The organism is Psychrobacter sp. Sarcosine-02u-2 (genome assembly GCF_002836335.1).
In the GTDB taxonomy this organism is placed as follows: domain Bacteria; phylum Pseudomonadota; class Gammaproteobacteria; order Pseudomonadales; family Moraxellaceae; genus Psychrobacter; species Psychrobacter faecalis.
Window position 1 is genome coordinate 14,320 of sequence record NZ_PJBX01000162.1, and the last position, 18,625, is coordinate 32,944.

Below are 18,625 nucleotides of genomic sequence, written 5' to 3' on the forward strand. Positions count from 1 at the left end.
TTTATCCCTCTACTTTAAGTACCAGTTTGCCAAAGTTTTCACCTTTAAATAGCATCATCAAGGTATCTGGGAACGTCTCGATACCTTTGACGATATGGTCTTTTACTTTAATGTCGCTTGACCCAATCCAGCCAGCAATATCTTTCATCGCCGTCGGGTATTCTTTAATATTATCAAAGACCACGATGCCTTCCATACGCGCACGGTTGACCAAAAGCGACAAATAATTTGATGGCCCTTTGACTTCTGTGGTGGTGTTATATTGGCTAATCGCCCCGCAAATCACGATACGCGCATGCAAATTAATTTGCGTCAGCACGTCATTTAAAATATCGCCACCGACGTTGTCAAAAAAGACATCGACGCCGTTTGGACAGGCCTGCTTTAAGCCTTTTTTCACATTTTCGTTTTTATAATCTATAGCAGCATCAAAACCCAGCTCATCGACTAAAAATTTACATTTCTCAGGACCGCCTGCGATACCGACGACGCGGCAACCTTTGAGTTTGGCAATTTGTCCAACCAAGCTACCAACCGCGCCCGCAGCGCCAGAAATAACCACAGTCTCGCCAGCTTTTGGTGCGCCGGTTTTTAATAAGCCAAAATAGCCCGTCATACCCGGCATACCGAGCACGCCCAAGTAATAAGACAATGGCGCAAGGCTTGGATCGACTTTATGTAGACCTGTACCATCGCTGACTGCATACGACTGCACGCCGTTATGACCTACGACATAATCGCCAACAGCAAACTTCTCATGCTTACTTTCAATGACTTTACCCACCGTTCCTGCACGCATTACCTCGCCAATCTGTACGGGCGGTATATAAGATTTTGCATCGTTTAGCCAACCACGCATTGCAGGATCCATCGAAATATATTCAATTTTTATCAGCAGCTCACCATCTGAGATAGTCGGCAGTTCTGTCTCGGTATATTCCCACGTATCAGCGTCTGGTGCGCCCACAGGTCTTGCTTTTAAGCGCCACTGCTTATTGATCTGTTTGTTATCAGCTGTCATTATTTATTCCTTTAACGTTGTATTTATTATTCATACCAAACACGATGCAAAATTGATTAAAACCATTCTACTTGCATATCGGTACAGACCGCATTGTCATTATTTAATAGCTCAATATCGCGCTTGATTAACGGCAATTCCCAATCGATAAAGTATTTTGCTGCTTGGATTTTTCCATGATAGAAGTTTTGCTTATCGACGTCGGCCGTATCATTTAATAATTGCTCCGCTTTACTCGCTTGGCGAATCCAAATCCAACTGACCACGATGGAGGCAAAGATATTCATCAAGGCCTGCGCATTACCCGTCAGCGTCATGGCTTTTTCCGTTTGTAGAATTTTGCTTAAATGCACGAGCACTTCATGTAAATGACCCATATATGGCATCAACTTACCTGCCAGTTTTGCGCTCTCTGGTGTACTAATGCTTTCTAAGTCTTGGGTGATTTCACGCTTGATAATTTGAATACCAAGCCCTTTGTTTTGCCACAACTTACGAAATGACAAATCTAGTGCCTGTACGCCATTTGTGCCTTCATGAATGGGATTGAGACGATTGTCACGCCAAAACTGCTCGGCTTGATATTCACGTGTATAGCCTGCGCCGCCCAATACTTGGATACCTAAATCATTGGCTTTTGGACCGTATTCAGACGGCCATGCTTTTAGTACTGGCGTCAGCAGGTCTAGCAACTCTGTCAATTCATTTTTTAACGTGGCATCTTCACAGGTATTGATACGGTCAATCAGATTTGAGCCATATAGACAGAGTGAAATACCGCCCTCGCTATAGGCTTTTTGCGCCAGCAGCATGCGCTTAACGTCACCATGCTGAATGATTGCCGTTGCCGCATCTTCAGGCTTATTATTCGGTGCGATTCTGCCCTGCGTTCTGTCTTTGGCATAATCGAGCGAATACTGATAACCGCGATAGCCAATCATCGCTGCACCAAAGCCAACTGCGATACGCGCTTCGTTCATCATTTTGAACATATAGCGCAGGCCAAAATGCTCTTCACCGATAAGATAGCCGTGACAATCGCCTGCATCGCCAAAACTTAACGCCGTAGAAGTTGCGCCGCGATAGCCAAGTTTATGAATAAGTCCAGTTAAATGGACGTCATTACGCTCGCCGACTGATAAATCATCGTTTAAACGATACTTGGGTACGGCAAATAACGAAATACCTTTAACGCCAGCGGGTCCACCCGGCACTTTGGCTAATACCAAATGCACGATATTGTCAGACAGTTCGTGATCGCCTGCTGAGATATAAATCTTGCTGCCTTTGATACGGTATGATCCGTCTTCTTGTTTCACGGCAGTGGTTTTGATATCGGCAAGCGACGAGCCTGCATGTGGTTCTGTTAATGCCATGGTGCCAGTGAATTCACCGGTTAGCATACGCGGCATAAAGGCATTTTTAATCTCATCACTCGCGAAATGAGAAATGACATTAATCGCCGCCGTGGTTAAAAACGGATAAGCGGTGGTCGATGGGTTGGCTGCCATAAAATAGCCTGCTACCGCCGTCATCACGGTTTCAGGTAATTGCATGCCACCATCGTCAAAACTATAACGACCTGCGATAAAGCCTGACTCGCGAAAGGCATCAAAAGCAACCTTTACGTCGTCTATCATGCTGACTTTTTTGCCATCAAACTGCGGCTCGTTTTTATCCGCCACGTGGTTGTGCGGTAAAAACAAATCGGTGGCGATTTTATTGGCAGTGCCTAATACCGCATCAAAAGTTTCACGGCTGTGTTCTGCAAACTTCGAATGCTTGGTTAAATGCTCAACCCCTAATACATCGTAGAGTTGAAACGGTAATTCAAAGTCATTGATCAGTGTATCTGCGGCCATAGTCATTTCCCTATTATGATAATGATAAATAAGCGGTGATGGACAAGTGATGCATTGATATTAATCTAATTTAACGCCTTACCGTATTGTCATTTATGACATAATTATGGTCAAATAAGACAAAATTAATATGCTAATTTGGGAAAAACTGCTAATAAACTGACATTTTAAATACGTCTTTTCATAGGAAAATAAGCACTTATGCCCTACTTTAAACCCTTTAACGTCATCATTGTCGGTTTCGATGGCGTGCTTGGCAGCGCTTTGACAGGCGCATTAGATTTATTTTCTTTTACCGGAGTGAGTTGGCAGCGGTTTTTGAATGAAGAAGTAGAACCAAGGTTTAACGTACAAATTGCCAGTCTTGGCGGCGTTGATATCAGATGTAGCAACCGCTTAATCATGCAAGCGCATAGCGATATTCAGGAAGTCACAGAGTGCGACTTACTATTAATTCCAACCATTGGCGATTCCATCGATAAAGTCTTGAGCCAAAATAACGCTCTAATTCCGCATATCAAGCGACTGGCAAATACCAAAGCCGATATCGCTAGTAACTGTAGCGGCGCGTTCTTTTTAGCAAAAGCAGGCTTGCTCGATGGCAAAGTAGCGACAACCCATTGGGGCTATGCCAGTAAGTTTAAGGCAGACTTTCCATTGGTTGATTTACAAGAAAACCAGTTTGTCACTCACTCAAAGAACCAATCAAAAGAACAATCTGGCAATATATTTTGTGCGGCGGGTGGTAGTGCATTTTACGACTTGGGGTTGTTATTAATCGAGCGTTATTGCGGGCGCGAGATTTCGACCCAAGTGGCAAAAACTCAGATTATCGATAGCAAACGCGGCAATCAAAACAGCTATACCAATGTGACATTGCATAAGCCGCACTCGGATCAGTTGGTTCAACAAGTGCAAGAATTTATCGAGGAAAATTTTAGGCAAGCTATACAGGTAAGCCATTTAGCAGCCATGGTGAATATCACTCCACGTACCCTAAACAGACGCTTTCAAGCCGCCGTTACGATGCGCCCGATTGAGTATATTCAGGCCGTTAGAATTGAGCAGGCGAAGCGTTTATTAGAATTGGGCGATGTGACGATAAAATCGCTAGCGGAGCAAGTCGGCTATGATGATATCTCATCATTTACGCGGCTATTTAAACGCGCTACCGAGCTAACCCCGAAAGAATATCAGGATAAATTTTCACGCTTGGCGATTTAACTTTATAGTAGATTTGTTAGAAGTAATACGTTGCTGCAACAAATTTATCACAGCAACAATTTTATATAATTAATTCGTTATAAAAACGATACAGCGAGATGAAACGTTGTTTTTCGCAGCATCTGTCGGCGTAGGCACAGCACGCAAAAAAACAACGTTTCTTTGACGACTTGATAGCTACGTATCTGATTTATTTGGATTCGACTATAGACCTAATTTTTATTGCCACAAGCCTTCGACAAGAATGGCATCTGCTTTAATTGTTGGGTAATCACTAAACATCAATTGATAACCGCCAGCGTTATTTGGGTGAAGCTGACATGTGGCGCCAAGTGGAAAGCTGTGCTTTTGCCCAATATGACCAAAGCGCATACCGCTATAAATCGGCAATCCTGTCAGCTGATGCAATTGACGAATGACAGTGGCGACATCATAGCGCTTATCATAACTGTCTTCACTGCTACCCGATAACGCCCCAAACACGATGGCTTGCTGACCTTTAAACACCCCTGCTAAATACAAATCATACAGCATGCGTTCAATACGATAGGCTTGCTCGCCGACGTCTTCTAAAAATACCATACCGCCAGCAATACGCGGTAAATAGTCACTACCTGCCAGCGCTGACACCACACTTAGATTGCCGCCCCAAATAGTGCCGGTTAGCGTTTTAGGTTCAGTGCTTGTCAAAATACTAGGTAAATTAGGACTGGTTAACGACGCATCGTCTATATTAATCGTCAAATTAGGATTGGTTAATGCTGCTACAAACTGTCGGCAGCTAACCTCATCGGGTCTATTTTTACCAAACTCACTATAGAGCATCGGTGCCGCAAGCGAGCTCATGCCACCTTTTGCCAGCAGCGCGCACTGAATCGCCGTCACATCGCTAAAACCCGCCAGTATCGTTCCATGCTCCTTCATAATGCGCCCAAGCGTCGACCAGTCAACCATCGGTAATATCCGCACTGCCCCATAACCGCCACGCACCCCAAGTAGCAGTTTAGGCGCTTTGATTGCACCGGTCGCAATGTTTTGCAGGTCGCTAGCACGCTGCGAATCCGTACCTGCAAAGCGCAGATACTGCCGTTCGGTAGTCGCCGGATTATCCACTTTAAAACCCGCGCAGGCTAAACGCTCTAACGCCAATTCATTACGCTCATTACTGCCACCGACGTTAGAGCTGGCAAAAAGCCGCGTTTCAATCGTTGGGACGATACATCCTGCTTGCGCTGGTTGTGCTTCACCTTTGAAAGACAAATGCTCATCTGGAAACGCTGTTGGTAAATCATCCTTGGTAAGCTGCGCGTCACTGTTTTTCGCCATATTACTAGAGGCGAGCGCTCGAGTGATGCCTTGGGTCGCCAATAGCCCTACTCCAGCCCCAATACCAACGTGACATAAGAACTGGCGACGATTGAGCTCGGATGAAATCTTAGTCATTATGCTACCTTTTTTACTGTTAAATTGCTGCTTATCCTAGCAACCATTACTGGAACAAAGCGCGTATTATAACGCAGGTTCAGACAGTAACATGAATTGAAAAAATTGATATCAGCAGTGCGTGATGTCTTGATATTACTTTTCACTCACTATAGACAACAAAACGATACAGAGTTACTTGCCGTCTTATTTGGCTACAGACCCGACTCTTGCTATAGTAAAACGCGTTGAACAACAAACAATAATGATAGATAAAAGGATTACAAAGATGGCTGACCAAGAAAGCGCAAAAGAAAAAGACAATAAAAGTCTGATGGATAGTATTAAAATCATCTTGGGTAAAGAAGATAAGCTCAATGACCAACTTGAAAAAGAAAAAGGTCTTGAGAGTTATGCTAAGGATTTGCTGTTGCTGATGAGCTTAGTCAAAGACTACTATAAAGGCAACTATCGCAATATCCCTTATAAAACCATTTCAGCAGCCGTGGTTGGACTGCTTTACGTGATCAACCCTATCGATATCATTCCTGACTTTATCCCCTTTATCGGTCATATCGATGACGTCTTGGTACTCAGATTTTGCCTGAAACTCATGGAAAAGGATTTGGCAAAATACAAAAACTGGAAAGATGAACAAACAGCGTCGAAAGACGAAAACTCAAAGCCTAGCGATAAAAAATTAGAAGATAAAAGTAAACGCTTAAAGAAAACAGATAAATAATCTGGTAAGCAATTCCATAAAAAACACGGTCAATGACGCATGCACTGACCGTGTTTTTTATAGGCCTAAAATAGAAACCTTTTAAATGTATTTAAGCACTCAGCTTTTTAATTTCTTATTAATCAGGCACATCATAGCTTGGCTTTTCTGGGTTTAGACCAAACGAGTAGACAAAGGTGCCTATAAGGCTATTAATGATAATAAATGGCAAATCAATAGCGACATGGCCGAGTAAATAGCAGCCGATGAGCCACGACACAATCAGCATAATTATGAAAAATGCACCGAGATATCCTAAGATAGTTGGATGTTTGAGATGATAAGGCTGCTCAGGTTTTGGCTGTTTATCGAGAATATAGGTTCTTACTGCCCAACCGGCCGCGTAACAAAATCCACCCAACACCACATAACTAAAAAAATTCATATTGCCCGACTCTGATTAGAGGGTTGTTTATCATAAATACTGATTTATAAGGACTTTTTAAATACTGTCATTTCAAGCTTTGTCGTTTAAAGCATTGTCATTTCAAATACTGTCATTGACGTTATCAATCACAATATTGGCGTGAGGATTGGCTAAAATATCGGTATTAACCTCATCACATTCGACGCGATAAATGGTATTGGCACCGCGATAAATGTAAGACAAGTACTCACTATCTAGTAGCGGATCGATATTGGCATAAACAGGCTTCACATGCGCCAACACCAGCACTCTGTCTGGACGACCAATCACCGCATCGACATTATCAGGGTCGATAGAAAAATACGTCGGGATATCACTTTTTGCAAGCACTTCTAACGGTTCAGCGTCATCCCAAACGCGCTTAGCGCTAGCAGGCTCTTTCATTTGCATGACCCAACCGCCGCCCTGTTGGCTAACTTTTATTTGCGCCGGCTCATCACGACTGACTGTGTAGCAGCCTGCAAATATGGATAAATCCGCTGGCGCCTCAGCTTTTTTGGCATCAGCTGGCGTATTACTGTCATTACAGGCACTCAAAAACAGCGCGCTACTTGCCATTAGAGCGACCATTAAAGGCATTAATTTTTTATTCAAAACATTCGAGCTTACGGACATCATGGATTTATCCTGCATTGGTACATAAAAGCTTATATTGTGCATATTGCGCTAAGGTATGTCCGCACAATCACTGCTATTTTAACAGAAAACGGCAGCGTTACCGCTATGATATGTGCTTTTGCCCTTTTATGGTTTTTATTCCTAGCAGTCACTGATAGATAAGCGACCATAAACAAGCAAGATTTGCTATACTCAACCCTAAAATAGATAGTGCTAGCCTGTGCAAAAATAACGCTAGAAACCCTCTTTGCTCGATGTTTATTACTTATTAGGCTCATACTTTTTTATGTCAGAAAACTCTACTTCAGCGCGTTCATTTAATACGAGCAATCCGCTTGCTGCCAAAGCAAATACGACGGTTGCCTATACCGACGGCGCTTGTAAAGGCAATCCAGGTGCTGGCGGCTGGGGCGCGCACTTAATATTTAGCGATGGGCAGACGCAGGATTTGTATGGCGGTGAACAAGTAACCACCAATAATCGCATGGAGCTGATGGGTGCGATACAAGCATTGACCCATAGTCCGCGTGAGCAAATCCTTGAGATTTGGACAGACTCAAGCTATGTGAAAAAGGGTATCACCGAATGGATTGAAGGCTGGAAAAAACGCGGCTGGAAAACGGCCAGCAAAAAACCGGTGGCCAATCAAGACCTTTGGCAGCAATTAGATGCGCTTTGCCAGCAGCGCGATGTCGCTTGGCACTGGGTGAAAGGTCACGCCGGACACGCGGGCAATGAAAAAGCTGACGAGCTAGCAAACTTGGGCGTGACGTCTAGCAGTGAAGATTTGAAAACCGCTAGCTTGCAAGATTCTGCTAAAAAAAAAGACCGACTGATGACTGATAATAAGCAGAGTCCGAGCAATGATTGGTTAAAGTTTGATCCGTTAGGCTTTGATATGGTGGATGATGAGCTTGATGAGTCGCTATTAGATAGTCGAAATCTTACTGACGATATGGTAAATACAATAACAAATACAATGGCAAACACAGATATGTTAGTAGAAGAGAATCACAATCCGTACAATGCTAGCGAACCCATGAGACACACCGATATGCCAGATATAAATACCAATATGGATACTGAAGTAGAAACTAAAACGGAAGCTCGCATAGACACGGACACACCGACATTCGATGGTGACACTAGCCGAGCCAATCCGCATTTTATACCCCTGCTACCCAAACCTATCCACCGCCATGAATCTGACCGCCAGCTCATTATGGATACGGAGACCACCGGTCTTGACCCTATGAAGGGCGACCGCATTATTGAGGTCGGTATCGTAGAGTTAGTCGGGCGTAAATTTACCGGCGAGAAACTGCACGTCTACATCAATCCGCAGCGCGGAATGGATGAGGAGGTGATTCGTATTCACGGAATCTCTGAAGCGTTTTTAACCGATAAACCGACCTTTGATCAAGTGGCTCAAGCGCTTTATGACTTTATGGACGGTGCCGAAATCATCGCTCATAACGCTACCTTTGATATGAACTTCTTAAATATGGAGTTTGCCAAAGTTGGCATGCACGACTTTGCCGAGCGCGTACGAGTGACCGACTCTTTGATGATGGCAAAACAGCAATATCCGGGGCAAAAAAATACCCTAGATGCTCTGGTTCGTCGCTTAGATGTCGGTAAACAAGACCGTACTTTCCACGGCGCATTACTTGACTCGGAGATTTTGGCGGAAGTTTATCTGGCGATGACCGGCGGGCAAGTCACGCTAGCGATTGAGGAAGATACCCAAGCCGATGGCGGACATACTGCCCATGCAAACTTTGCCGATTTGGCGGCTTTATTGCTCGAGTCAAGCAGTAATGACAGCGCCAATCAAGGCTGGTATGCGTCGCTTGCGGACGATTATCCTGCGCTTAAAGATAAAATGTAATCCGTGAAGCATAAGTCATTAAAACGGTTTTTTATATGAACATAACGCCTTATACTGACCGTTAAGTAAGTAAATCTTGATTGTTATGCCGATAAGCGTTAAAACCTTATTTATAGACATTTTCAAATGCTCATCTAAACCTTTGCTATTTTCATCAGTACGTCATGGAAAAAAACAACTATGAATCCTTCTACACAAATGAAATTAACCGCCCCGACCTTGAGTGTGACTGATTTTAACCTACCATCGCTGCATTTATTGCACGATGAAATTAAGGTCATTTTAAAAGATACTGAAATTCATTTGGGCGAATTTAATGATGATGATAGCCAAGCGCCTTTATTATTAGACTCCATTATTGTACTAAAACAGCTGTCTTGTATTTTTCAGCTGATATCTTCGGTCGGGGCAGAAGTGCTCAATAACGCCATCGTCAATGGCTTGCAAAAACTTTATGACAGCCGTGATAATAATGATAATGCTTTGATTATGGATTTATCAGAAGCCATTATGACGCTTGATCGTTATATTGAGTTTATTTTGCTGACCGAATCGGTAGAGCCGACTTTACTCCTGCCTATCATCAATAGACTCAACGCTCATGGGCAAGCAGCACCGATCGATGCCGATTATTTTGCCGCGTTTGGTCATAGTAGCGTCATTATTGCCAATCCTGAAAACAACTTTCAACCGCTTAACGAGCTCAATCTTGATAGCGAATTATTAACTTATGCTTATCGTAGTGGACTTGGCGTTGCCTTATTAAATCAAGACGGTAAGGTAAGTGAGGATGAGCAGCAAAAGCTCGATGCGATGTCGGCAGCGTGCGCCTTGATAGCAGCAAATACCAACAGCCTGTTTTGGCAAGCAGCCACCGCTGCCGTTACGGATATTGCCAGCATTTTGCCGCTAAGCTTAAGCCAAAAACACACGCTTATTTATTTAGAGCAGCAGTTTCAAAGCTATCTGCCAGTAATGGACACGCGCTTTGCGCACTTGGTCAGCTTTGCTTGCCAGCGCGATACCAAAGAGGCACAAACGCTGCGTGAACTATATGCCGCCAATCAATTGGAAGACTCACAGCGCAAACAAATGGCGCAGTTCCTATTTGGACCCAATCGTGCTTTAACCGATACCTTAAACACCATTATTCAAGCGCAAATCAACACCATCAAAGAAAATGTCGATAGCTACGCACGCGGTGATTCTATCAACCCTGTTGATATGCAAACCTCGCAAATCACCGAGCAACTGACTGAGCTGCGTTCAACTTTTCAGTTATTGGGTCTGGCAAATGCTGCAAACAGTCTCAATGCTGCCGCAGAAGCGGTGAAAAAATGGCGCGCGCCTACGCCAGAAGATTTTGACCATTTATTACTCGCTTTGATGCACGCAGAAAACGCCACTATCGCTATGGCAGAGATGCATACCCCAGGGGCAATCTATTTACCTTTGAATAATCCGCATATCTCATTGCATCAGCTGAATACTGCCTATGATACCCTGATACAAGAAAGTCGTACGGCGATTGCCAGCGCCGAACAAGCCATCACCGATTATTTGGCTGAGCCTGAGCGCGATGTATTAAATATTCAAAATATTCCTGAAATGCTGCGCCAAGTGTCAGGTGCAGTGCGCTTTTTACAGCTGCCAACGCCCGCCAGTATGCTTAGCCAATTGGCAAGTTATTTACAGCAGCGTATTAATAGTGGTGCACGTCTAGATGATGGTACTTTGGCTTATATTGCCGATGTCATTATGGCCGTTGACCATCATTTAGATGGCTTTGAGCATAATCGTCCTGTCAGCAAACAAGCGTTAGATGTTGGGCAACAAAGCTTAAGCCAACTGCTTGCGGCATAATTTTAGTGTATTAGATAGATAGCTTACTTATTTAGTTATCATCTAACTGCTTATTTTAAACAGACTCCTACCCAAACGGATAAGAGTCTGTCTTTGATTGTTTGGAAACTGAACCTATGAGCCATGCCTTTATACTTCGTGACGAGACGATTTTATGCCGTCAAACGCTTTATGGCTGGTGGCCTGTGCAGGTTGAGTTACCACAGTCTGATATCGACAACACAATATCAAACACTCATGGCACTCATAGCACGCAGCCAGCTTATCAAGTTGGACGAGTGACACTATTTGAAAGCTTAGCGCCGACCCAGTGGTTAGTTAACGATGATAGCCGTCAAAATAAAGACAGTTTGGTCGAAGTCGAAGTTGATGCTAATGCTTTTACGTCAAAAGCTACCTTAGCGATGACTTATGATTATGCGATAGCACATCATTTTACGTTGCCTAAAATTTTAGAACATACCGAGGTAGAAAGTTACGGTTTAACAGGTAATAATAAAGAAAAAAATACTTTAGATAATGACGAGTGTGCTTTTATTGCTTATCGTCTACTTATTACAGAGCTGCCGTTTGCCTTATCTGACCAACTTAGTCAAGCCATACAGCTGTTACGCTGGCAAGCAGACACGCAGTTTTGTAGCCGCTGCGCTATCCCAGTCGTCCCCGCTGCGTGCGGTGAGCGTGCGATGGTCTGTCCTATTTGCCGCTTACGCCAGTATCCTCGCGTGCAGCCGTGTATCATCACCGCTATTACCCGACCCAATCCGCAAACGGGTGCCATGCAAATTTTATTAGCGCACCATCATCGTTATGGGCAACAAAAAACCCCTCAACAAGCACTACAATATGGCTTGATTGCTGGTTTTGTAGAAGCCGGTGAGAGTTTAGAGCATGCCGTGGTACGCGAAGTAGCAGAAGAGGTGAATATTAGCCTCAAAGATATTCGCTATGTCAGCAGTCAACCTTGGCCGTTTCCGTCTAATTTAATGCTCGGCTTTCGCGCAGCGCATGCGGGTGGTGACATCGTGATACAAGAAGACGAGCTGTCACATGCCGATTTCTTTGACCTGACAAATTTGCCAAAAATACCGTTTAAAGGCAGTATTGCTTATGCGCTGATTGCGCAAATTGCTCATGAACAAGGCATCTCGCTCTAATCGATATTTAATTTATAAGGGCAAGATGCCTTTTATTAAATATCAATGCTCTTGATAAATAACGCTATTACCCTATTTTTTCATATTAGCACTTAGTACTAATATAAAGGTTTTACATTAAATGCAAAGCACCATCAGTAACAACAGCAATCTTATCCGTCTCACCAATTTGCCTATCTTGTTCGATAGCTTGGACATAGAGCGCTTGCCTGCCGCAACCCAAGCAAAGATTGCGCGTATTGACGCCTGCTTGCCGCAAACCCAATGCGGGCTTTGTGACCATGCCGATGGCTGCTTGCCGTACGCGGTGGCGATTGTTATTGACAATGAGCCTTATAATAAATGTGTGCCCGGCGGTCAGCCGGTGACCGATGCGATTGCGCAAATCATCAATCAAGATAGCAGCGATACACAACCACTTAACGCTGAGCCGTCAAAATGGCCGATAGATGCCAGCTCGCAGCGTCCAGTAGAAGTGCGCGCGGTGATTCGAGAAGATGATTGTATCGGCTGTACCAAGTGTATCCCCGCCTGCCCTGTTGACGCCATCGTCGGGACTGGCAAGCATATGCATACTATTTTTACGGACTTATGCACGGGCTGTGAGCTATGTATTGCGCCCTGCCCAGTTGATTGCATAGACTTAGTCACCGTTGAGCGTACCCTATCGACAGCTGAGCGCACGCTTGAACAAGAGGATTTACGCCAGCGTTACCATACGCATTTAAGACGCGTGAGTAAGCAGCTAGCGGATAGCAGCAATAGCAAGCCAGTAGTCAGCATGGTAGAAGCCAAGCTAAACAATGCGGCCAGTCAATCGTTAAATATCAGCGAAGAAGAAGCAAAAAATACCATTGCCGCAGCTAAACTACGCAGTAAAATCAAGAAGTTAGAAAAGCAGCTGAGCGTACGGCCTAATGAGAGCAAACAGACGGAGCTTGAAGCATTACAAACTGAGCTTGTCCACCTTTAATAACCCATCTCTAATTTTGAATAACCAATGAATAAAATAATGAATAAAACAGTGCTAACAATGCCATGAGTAAAACCGTTAAACATAAAACTGCCGATACGCCGCCATCGAGGCGCATGCCCAATCGTGATGTGCGGCCGTTTTTTGAGAAACTGGCGGCGACGATTGATGAGCCAGTGACTGAGCTCAATTATAACAGCAACTTTGAGCTGCTTATCGCCGTCATATTATCGGCGCAGGCGACCGATGTCAGCGTCAATATCGCCACCAACCAGCTTTATCCGGTTGCCAATACGCCTGAGTCTATTTTGGCATTAGGCGAAGAAGGACTGAAAGCGTATATTAAGAATATCGGTTTATATAACGCCAAAGCCAAAAACGTCATCAAAACTTGCCGTGACTTGATTGAGAAGTTTGATAGCACCGTTCCTGATAACCGTAAAGATTTAGAGTCTCTAGCAGGCGTTGGGCGTAAGACGGCAAACGTGGTGTTAAATACCGCTTTTGGACAGCCGACGATGGCGGTCGATACCCATATCTTTCGCGTCGGCAATCGTACTGGCCTTGCTACGGGTAAAAACGTCTTAATCGTTGAGAAAAAACTGCTCGAACGTATTCCCGATGACTTTATCGTAGATGCGCATCATTATTTGATTTTGCATGGGCGCTATACTTGTCAAGCTCGCACGCCAAAATGCGGCGCGTGTCCTGTTTATGAAGAGTGTATGTTTAAGGATAAAGCCAAGTTTTTAGAGTTATAGTTTAGAGCTAAAAATTGAAGTCACCGTTTAAAACAATCATTTTAAACATTAGGGTATATATGATGCTTTTCATATCCACTGAAAATTGCTCATAACAAAACGAACCTACAGATAGCATGCTACTTAACGGCTATAGGCGCATTGTTGAGGTTTACTTATCGTATAACAAGCGCAGCTCACTAGAGTTTTATTACGTTTCGAGTTAGAATAAGCCTATTTTTAGCCTGATGCGCCAGATTAATCACCTCTTATATCATCAGGCAATAAACCCATTATAGGTAAATGCTTAGTATTAATTATCATTTATGCTAACGTATGGAAACTGGCTAAGCTGAACCATATTTTTAAAACCTATTTAGTAAATACCTTTTTTATAAACGAATTTAGCAGCACCCATTTATCAAAGATTTAACGCCGAGCAATTGATTTGTTTGGTCAATATTAATTAAAGCAGCGCTCAGACGCTATGCTTTTTCCTATCTTTATTGATTCAATTAAGCGATCCCATTATGCGCGAATACAACTTATTTACCTCAGAATCTGTAAGCGAAGGTCACCCTGATAAAATGGCTGACCAAATATCAGACGCTATTCTTGATGCCATCTTACGTGAAGACCTTCATGCGCGCGTTGCCTGCGAAACCTTGGTTAAAACAGGTGCGGTGATCTTGGCAGGCGAAGTGACCACGACTGCCAATATCGACGTCGAGCGTATCGTCCGTGATACGGTAAATGGCATCGGCTATCATCACTCAGACTTGGGTTTTGATGGTGAGACGTGTGCCGTTATTAATATGCTCGGTAAGCAGTCGCCAGAAATCGCTCAAGGGGTCGATCGTAGCAGCCCTGAAGAACAAGGGGCAGGCGACCAAGGCTTGATGTTTGGTTATGCCAGCAATGAGACTGAAGTATTGATGCCCGCGCCTATCGAATATGCGCATCGCTTGATGGAGCGTCAATCTGAGCTGCGCCGCGCTGGTGAATTGCCTTGGTTACGTCCGGATGCCAAAGCACAAGTGACCCTCAAATACGACGGTAATAAACCGATTGCCATTGATGCCGTGGTGTTATCAACGCAGCATGATCCAAGCATCTCACAAACAGATTTGCAAGAAGCGGTCATGGAATCGATTATCAAACAAGTACTGCCAGCAGACTTATTGCATGCTGGTACGCGCTATCATATCAACCCAACTGGCAAATTTGTCATCGGTGGTCCTGTCGGCGATGCTGGTTTGACTGGTCGTAAAATTATCGTCGATACTTACGGCGGTATGGCGCGTCATGGTGGCGGTGCCTTTAGTGGTAAAGATCCTTCAAAAGTCGATCGCAGCGCTGCCTATGCAGTACGTTATGTGGCCAAAAACATCGTCGCTGCCGGCATTGCCGATCGCTGTGAAGTACAAGTCAGCTACGCGATTGGCGTTGCTGAACCGACTTCGATTTCAATTAATACTTTTGGTACTAATAAAATCAGCAATGATGAAATCATCAGCTTGATTCGTAAGCATTTTGACCTACGTCCTTATGGCATCACGCGTATGCTCAATCTATTGCAGCCGATGTATCAGCAAACCGCAACCTTTGGACATTTCGGTCGTCAAGGTTCTGAAACTGCCTTTACGTGGGAAAAAACGGACAAAGCGGAAATTTTAAAAGCCGATGCAGGTTTATAAGACTGTTTACTTGTTTCCATTTTTTAGATGTATTCGGTCTTTATACTTATCAAGTTTAAAGACCGCCATGATATATTCAAATTTACTTACCATTCTTAGGAGTCGCTTATGTCTCAAGATAATATGCCAGACAATGCTCAAAATGACGCGCTAAACGACGCTTTAAATAATAGCCAAAATGACGAAATTGATACCGCTCTTGAAATCACTCCTGAAATGCAAGCGTTCTATCAACGTGCCGACGAAATCATTGGCGTCGCCAACAGTCAGCTTGGCCCTAACGCTCACTCAGGTCAAGTCGGCGCGTCATTGCTGTATGCAGCAGCGCGTTATAGTGCGTCAGTTGCCTCGATTGGCTTTGTAAAAGGTGATGATTTTGCTAAAGAAAAAGACGATATCGTTGAGTTTTATACCAAACAATATCGCCAAATGTTAAGCGACAACTTGACTGATTACGCACAAAACTTTGATAAATATGTGCAGCTTAATAAAGAGGATAAACCTGCCCAGTAAGTTTATAAAAGCTCAAAGTTTATAAAAGCTCAGTCAAGAAACATATAAGAATTAATATCAAAAGCCCAAGCCTTCGTAGCTTGGGTTTTTTATTGTTCTAATAATATGCTTATTAAATATCAGCGAAGAATTAAAAAACGAATAGCACATTTGCTTTTTGTTTAAAACTGGCGTTTAATGCAAAAATAAATGATAAAAACGATATAAGGATATTTATTATGCGCGCGCTCTCTACTTTCAAACTTTCAATCACCATAAGCTTTACGCTAGCTTTAGCAGGTTGTAACAATATCAGCTCTAACTCAAACCCGATGCCTGATAGCACGCCCATTCAGCCGCCCGCCTCTAACACCAGTCAACCCCCAAAAGGCCTTGTAGCACAATGCCCAACCTTTGACCCCGAAAAAACCATGTGTACCGCGCAATACGATCCGGTCTGCGTAAAAACGCAAGTCGGCTCAGTGATAAGCTATCGTACGGCGGGCAATGCTTGTTCAGCTTGTAGCACTCCTGAAGCCGTCAGCTATGTCAAAGGTGAATGTTTATAGTGACAGTGTAGCTGTGAAAGTGTCGTTGTGGAAATACCTCTGTGAACATGCTGCTATTAAAATTACCAGTTTAAAACCTATAAATTGTTAAGTGCCCATAAAAAATCCCAGTTTTTAAGCTGGGGTTTTTTATGGTTTTAACTACTGATATTTTTCAGAAAATGAGTTTTTTAGTTATCTGAAAACCTACTCATCAATCTTCTCGATGCTCGGCGGTCCGGTTAATAATTCTTCATCGCGGAACTCATTGGCAGAGTTGTGCTCAGCCGATTCTTCAGTGATAAACCATTGCTGATTGCGATAAAGTATCAATCTATCACGGCTCAAACCACGTAGCAATGAATACATCATAATCACGATGACCACGGCAAACGGGAAGCCCGAGACGATAGAAGCAGCTTGCAGGGCACCTAGGCCACCTGCAGCTAACAGCACCGCCGCGATAACCCCTTCTGTACCTGCCCAAAATAAGCGCTGAATTTTCGGTGGATTGGTATCACCGCCTGAGGTCAGCATATCAATGACAAAACTGGCAGAATCTGATGAGGTGACAAACCAAAGCACAATCATTATCACAATTAAACCGTTTAGCGCGGCGGTCAGAGGATAAGACTCCATTAATTTAAAAATAGCACTACCGGTATCCGCGCGCACCGCTTCAACCAGTCCAGGATTTGCGATACTCGGGTCAACCGCTGCCATCAGCTCCATATGAACGGCCGAACCACCAAAAGCGGTGAACCATAAAAACAAAATAGTAATCGGGATTAATAACACCCCTAGAATAAACTCACGAATGGTACGGCCACGAGAAATACGGGCAACGAACACACCAACGAATGGCGACCAGCTAATCCACCACGCCCAGTAAAACACCGTCCATGAGGACTGCCAGTTGGCCTCCCCCTCATAAGACTCTGTCCAAAGTCCCAGCGGAATCACTTGATGCAAATAATTACCGATATTCTCAAAGAAGCTGTTAAAAATAAACTGGGTTGGACCCAAGATAATCACAAAGCTTAACAGCACAATGGTAAAGAAAATATTGATATCGCTTAAGCGTTTAATGCCTTTATCAAGCCCCATCAATAGCGACAATCCTGCTAGCATGGTGATAATGACAATAAGGATAATCTGCACGGTGATGTTATTTGGGATACCAAATAAACTATCAAGCCCTGAGTTAATCTGTAGAACCCCAAGCCCTAAGGTGGTGACTACGCCAAACATGGTACCAAATACTGCCAAAATATCGACCGTATGACCCATAGAGCCGTAGATTTTTTTACCGATGAGGGGATATAGGGTCGAGCGAATCGCCAACGGCAAGCCACGGCGGTAATGAAAATACGCCAAAGATAACGCCACCATGCCATAAATCGCCCACACATGCAGGCCATAATGCAAAAACGAGATATTCATCGCTTGCTTGGCCGCGGCAATAGTTTCAGGCTCGCCCAACGGCGGTGCCATAAAGTGATAGAGCGGCTCAGCCGTACCCCAATATAGCAAACCAATACCGATACCCGCCGAAAACAGCATGCCAATCCAAGACACCAGATTGTACTCTGGATCCTCGTTTTGGTGACCAAGCCTGATATCACCATAGCGGCTAAATATCAAATAGATACTCATCACCAACGTTAAGTTGACCACCATGATAAAAAACCAACCAAAGCGCATCGATACAAATGCCTTCGCTTGGCCAAACACTTCGCTTGCCAATTCGTTAAAAAAGGCACCGAATATGATAAACGCGAGGATTAAAATCGCTGAGGTTAAAAAAACAGGTCTACTTACCCGCGGGAAAGGGCCCAATCGGCCAACTTTAACATGATCCATTCAGTCGTCTCAATTTTTTAGGACGCCAACCTTAACAAGATATCTA

The 18,625-nt window shown here is 43.9% G+C and carries 16 protein-coding genes; 10 read left to right on the forward strand and 6 right to left on the reverse strand.

The genetic code is table 11. The features are described 5' to 3' along the window. Position 1: 1 nt before the first annotated feature. Together CXF58_RS07895 and CXF58_RS07900 are read right to left on the reverse strand one after the other, a co-directional pair. Complete coding sequence (locus tag CXF58_RS07895; RefSeq protein WP_102077130.1) at positions 2 to 1,021, reverse strand: NADP-dependent oxidoreductase; 1,020 nt, start codon at positions 1,019 to 1,021, stop codon at positions 2 to 4. Between the two features lie 56 nt (positions 1,022 to 1,077). Next, the gene (locus tag CXF58_RS07900; RefSeq protein WP_102077131.1) at positions 1,078 to 2,883 is read right to left on the reverse strand and encodes an acyl-CoA dehydrogenase family protein; all 1,806 of its coding nucleotides are present in this window, start codon (positions 2,881 to 2,883) and stop codon (positions 1,078 to 1,080) included. Positions 2,884 to 3,084: 201 nt separating this feature from the next. Here CXF58_RS07900 and CXF58_RS07905 point away from each other — a divergent pair, with 201 nt between their 5' ends. Next, a complete protein-coding gene (locus tag CXF58_RS07905; RefSeq protein WP_102077132.1) occupies positions 3,085 to 4,107 on the forward strand; it encodes a GlxA family transcriptional regulator in 1,023 nt (340 codons plus the stop codon). 219 nt (positions 4,108 to 4,326) lie between these two features. On the opposite strand, the gene CXF58_RS07910 is transcribed toward CXF58_RS07905, so the two are convergent. Further along, positions 4,327 to 5,550, reverse strand: coding sequence for an LD-carboxypeptidase (locus CXF58_RS07910; protein ID WP_102077133.1), 1,224 nt, complete (start codon positions 5,548 to 5,550; stop codon positions 4,327 to 4,329). A gap of 268 nt (positions 5,551 to 5,818) precedes the next feature. Between CXF58_RS07910 and CXF58_RS07915 the strand changes: the two genes are divergently transcribed. Continuing rightward, positions 5,819 to 6,271: a YkvA family protein gene (locus CXF58_RS07915; protein WP_102077134.1), complete on the forward strand. Its 453-nt coding sequence runs from the start codon at positions 5,819 to 5,821 to the stop codon at positions 6,269 to 6,271. Positions 6,272 to 6,389: 118 nt separating this feature from the next. On the opposite strand, the gene CXF58_RS07920 is transcribed toward CXF58_RS07915, so the two are convergent. Beyond that, the gene (locus CXF58_RS07920; protein WP_102077135.1) at positions 6,390 to 6,695 is read right to left on the reverse strand and encodes a hypothetical protein; all 306 of its coding nucleotides are present in this window, start codon (positions 6,693 to 6,695) and stop codon (positions 6,390 to 6,392) included. Positions 6,696 to 6,797: 102 nt separating this feature from the next. Further along, positions 6,798 to 7,355 (reverse strand): hypothetical protein, encoded by a 558-nt coding sequence (locus CXF58_RS07925; protein WP_102077161.1) that lies wholly within the window; start codon positions 7,353 to 7,355, stop codon positions 6,798 to 6,800. 286 nt (positions 7,356 to 7,641) lie between these two features. Between CXF58_RS07925 and dnaQ the strand changes: the two genes are divergently transcribed. The 8 genes from dnaQ to CXF58_RS07965 all read left to right on the forward strand — a co-directional run bounded on the left by dnaQ (position 7,642) and on the right by CXF58_RS07965 (position 16,737). Continuing rightward, complete coding sequence (gene dnaQ / locus CXF58_RS07930; RefSeq protein WP_102077136.1) at positions 7,642 to 9,246, forward strand: DNA polymerase III subunit epsilon; 1,605 nt, start codon at positions 7,642 to 7,644, stop codon at positions 9,244 to 9,246. 180 nt (positions 9,247 to 9,426) lie between these two features. After that, positions 9,427 to 11,109: a hypothetical protein gene (locus CXF58_RS07935; RefSeq protein ID WP_102077137.1), complete on the forward strand. Its 1,683-nt coding sequence runs from the start codon at positions 9,427 to 9,429 to the stop codon at positions 11,107 to 11,109. A gap of 116 nt (positions 11,110 to 11,225) precedes the next feature. Beyond that, positions 11,226 to 12,266 (forward strand): NAD(+) diphosphatase, encoded by a 1,041-nt coding sequence (gene nudC, locus CXF58_RS07940; RefSeq protein WP_102077138.1) that lies wholly within the window; start codon positions 11,226 to 11,228, stop codon positions 12,264 to 12,266. A 121-nt stretch (positions 12,267 to 12,387) separates the two neighbouring features. Next, the gene (locus CXF58_RS07945) at positions 12,388 to 13,239 is read left to right on the forward strand and encodes an RnfABCDGE type electron transport complex subunit B (RefSeq protein ID WP_102077139.1); all 852 of its coding nucleotides are present in this window, start codon (positions 12,388 to 12,390) and stop codon (positions 13,237 to 13,239) included. A gap of 65 nt (positions 13,240 to 13,304) precedes the next feature. After that, complete coding sequence (nth, locus tag CXF58_RS07950) at positions 13,305 to 14,000, forward strand: endonuclease III (RefSeq protein ID WP_102077140.1); 696 nt, start codon at positions 13,305 to 13,307, stop codon at positions 13,998 to 14,000. Positions 14,001 to 14,509: 509 nt separating this feature from the next. Next, positions 14,510 to 15,676 carry a methionine adenosyltransferase gene (gene metK / locus CXF58_RS07955; protein WP_102077141.1) on the forward strand — a complete coding sequence of 389 codons (1,167 nt, stop codon included), beginning with the start codon at positions 14,510 to 14,512 and terminating at the stop codon, positions 15,674 to 15,676. 216 nt (positions 15,677 to 15,892) lie between these two features. Then, positions 15,893 to 16,189: a DUF3144 domain-containing protein gene (locus CXF58_RS07960; RefSeq protein ID WP_102077162.1), complete on the forward strand. Its 297-nt coding sequence runs from the start codon at positions 15,893 to 15,895 to the stop codon at positions 16,187 to 16,189. A gap of 218 nt (positions 16,190 to 16,407) precedes the next feature. Continuing rightward, a complete protein-coding gene (locus tag CXF58_RS07965) occupies positions 16,408 to 16,737 on the forward strand; it encodes a hypothetical protein (protein WP_102077142.1) in 330 nt (109 codons plus the stop codon). A 186-nt stretch (positions 16,738 to 16,923) separates the two neighbouring features. Here CXF58_RS07965 and CXF58_RS07970 read toward each other — a convergent pair whose 3' ends face one another. Continuing rightward, complete coding sequence (locus CXF58_RS07970) at positions 16,924 to 18,579, reverse strand: BCCT family transporter (RefSeq protein ID WP_102077143.1); 1,656 nt, start codon at positions 18,577 to 18,579, stop codon at positions 16,924 to 16,926. Positions 18,580 to 18,625 lie beyond the last annotated feature (46 nt).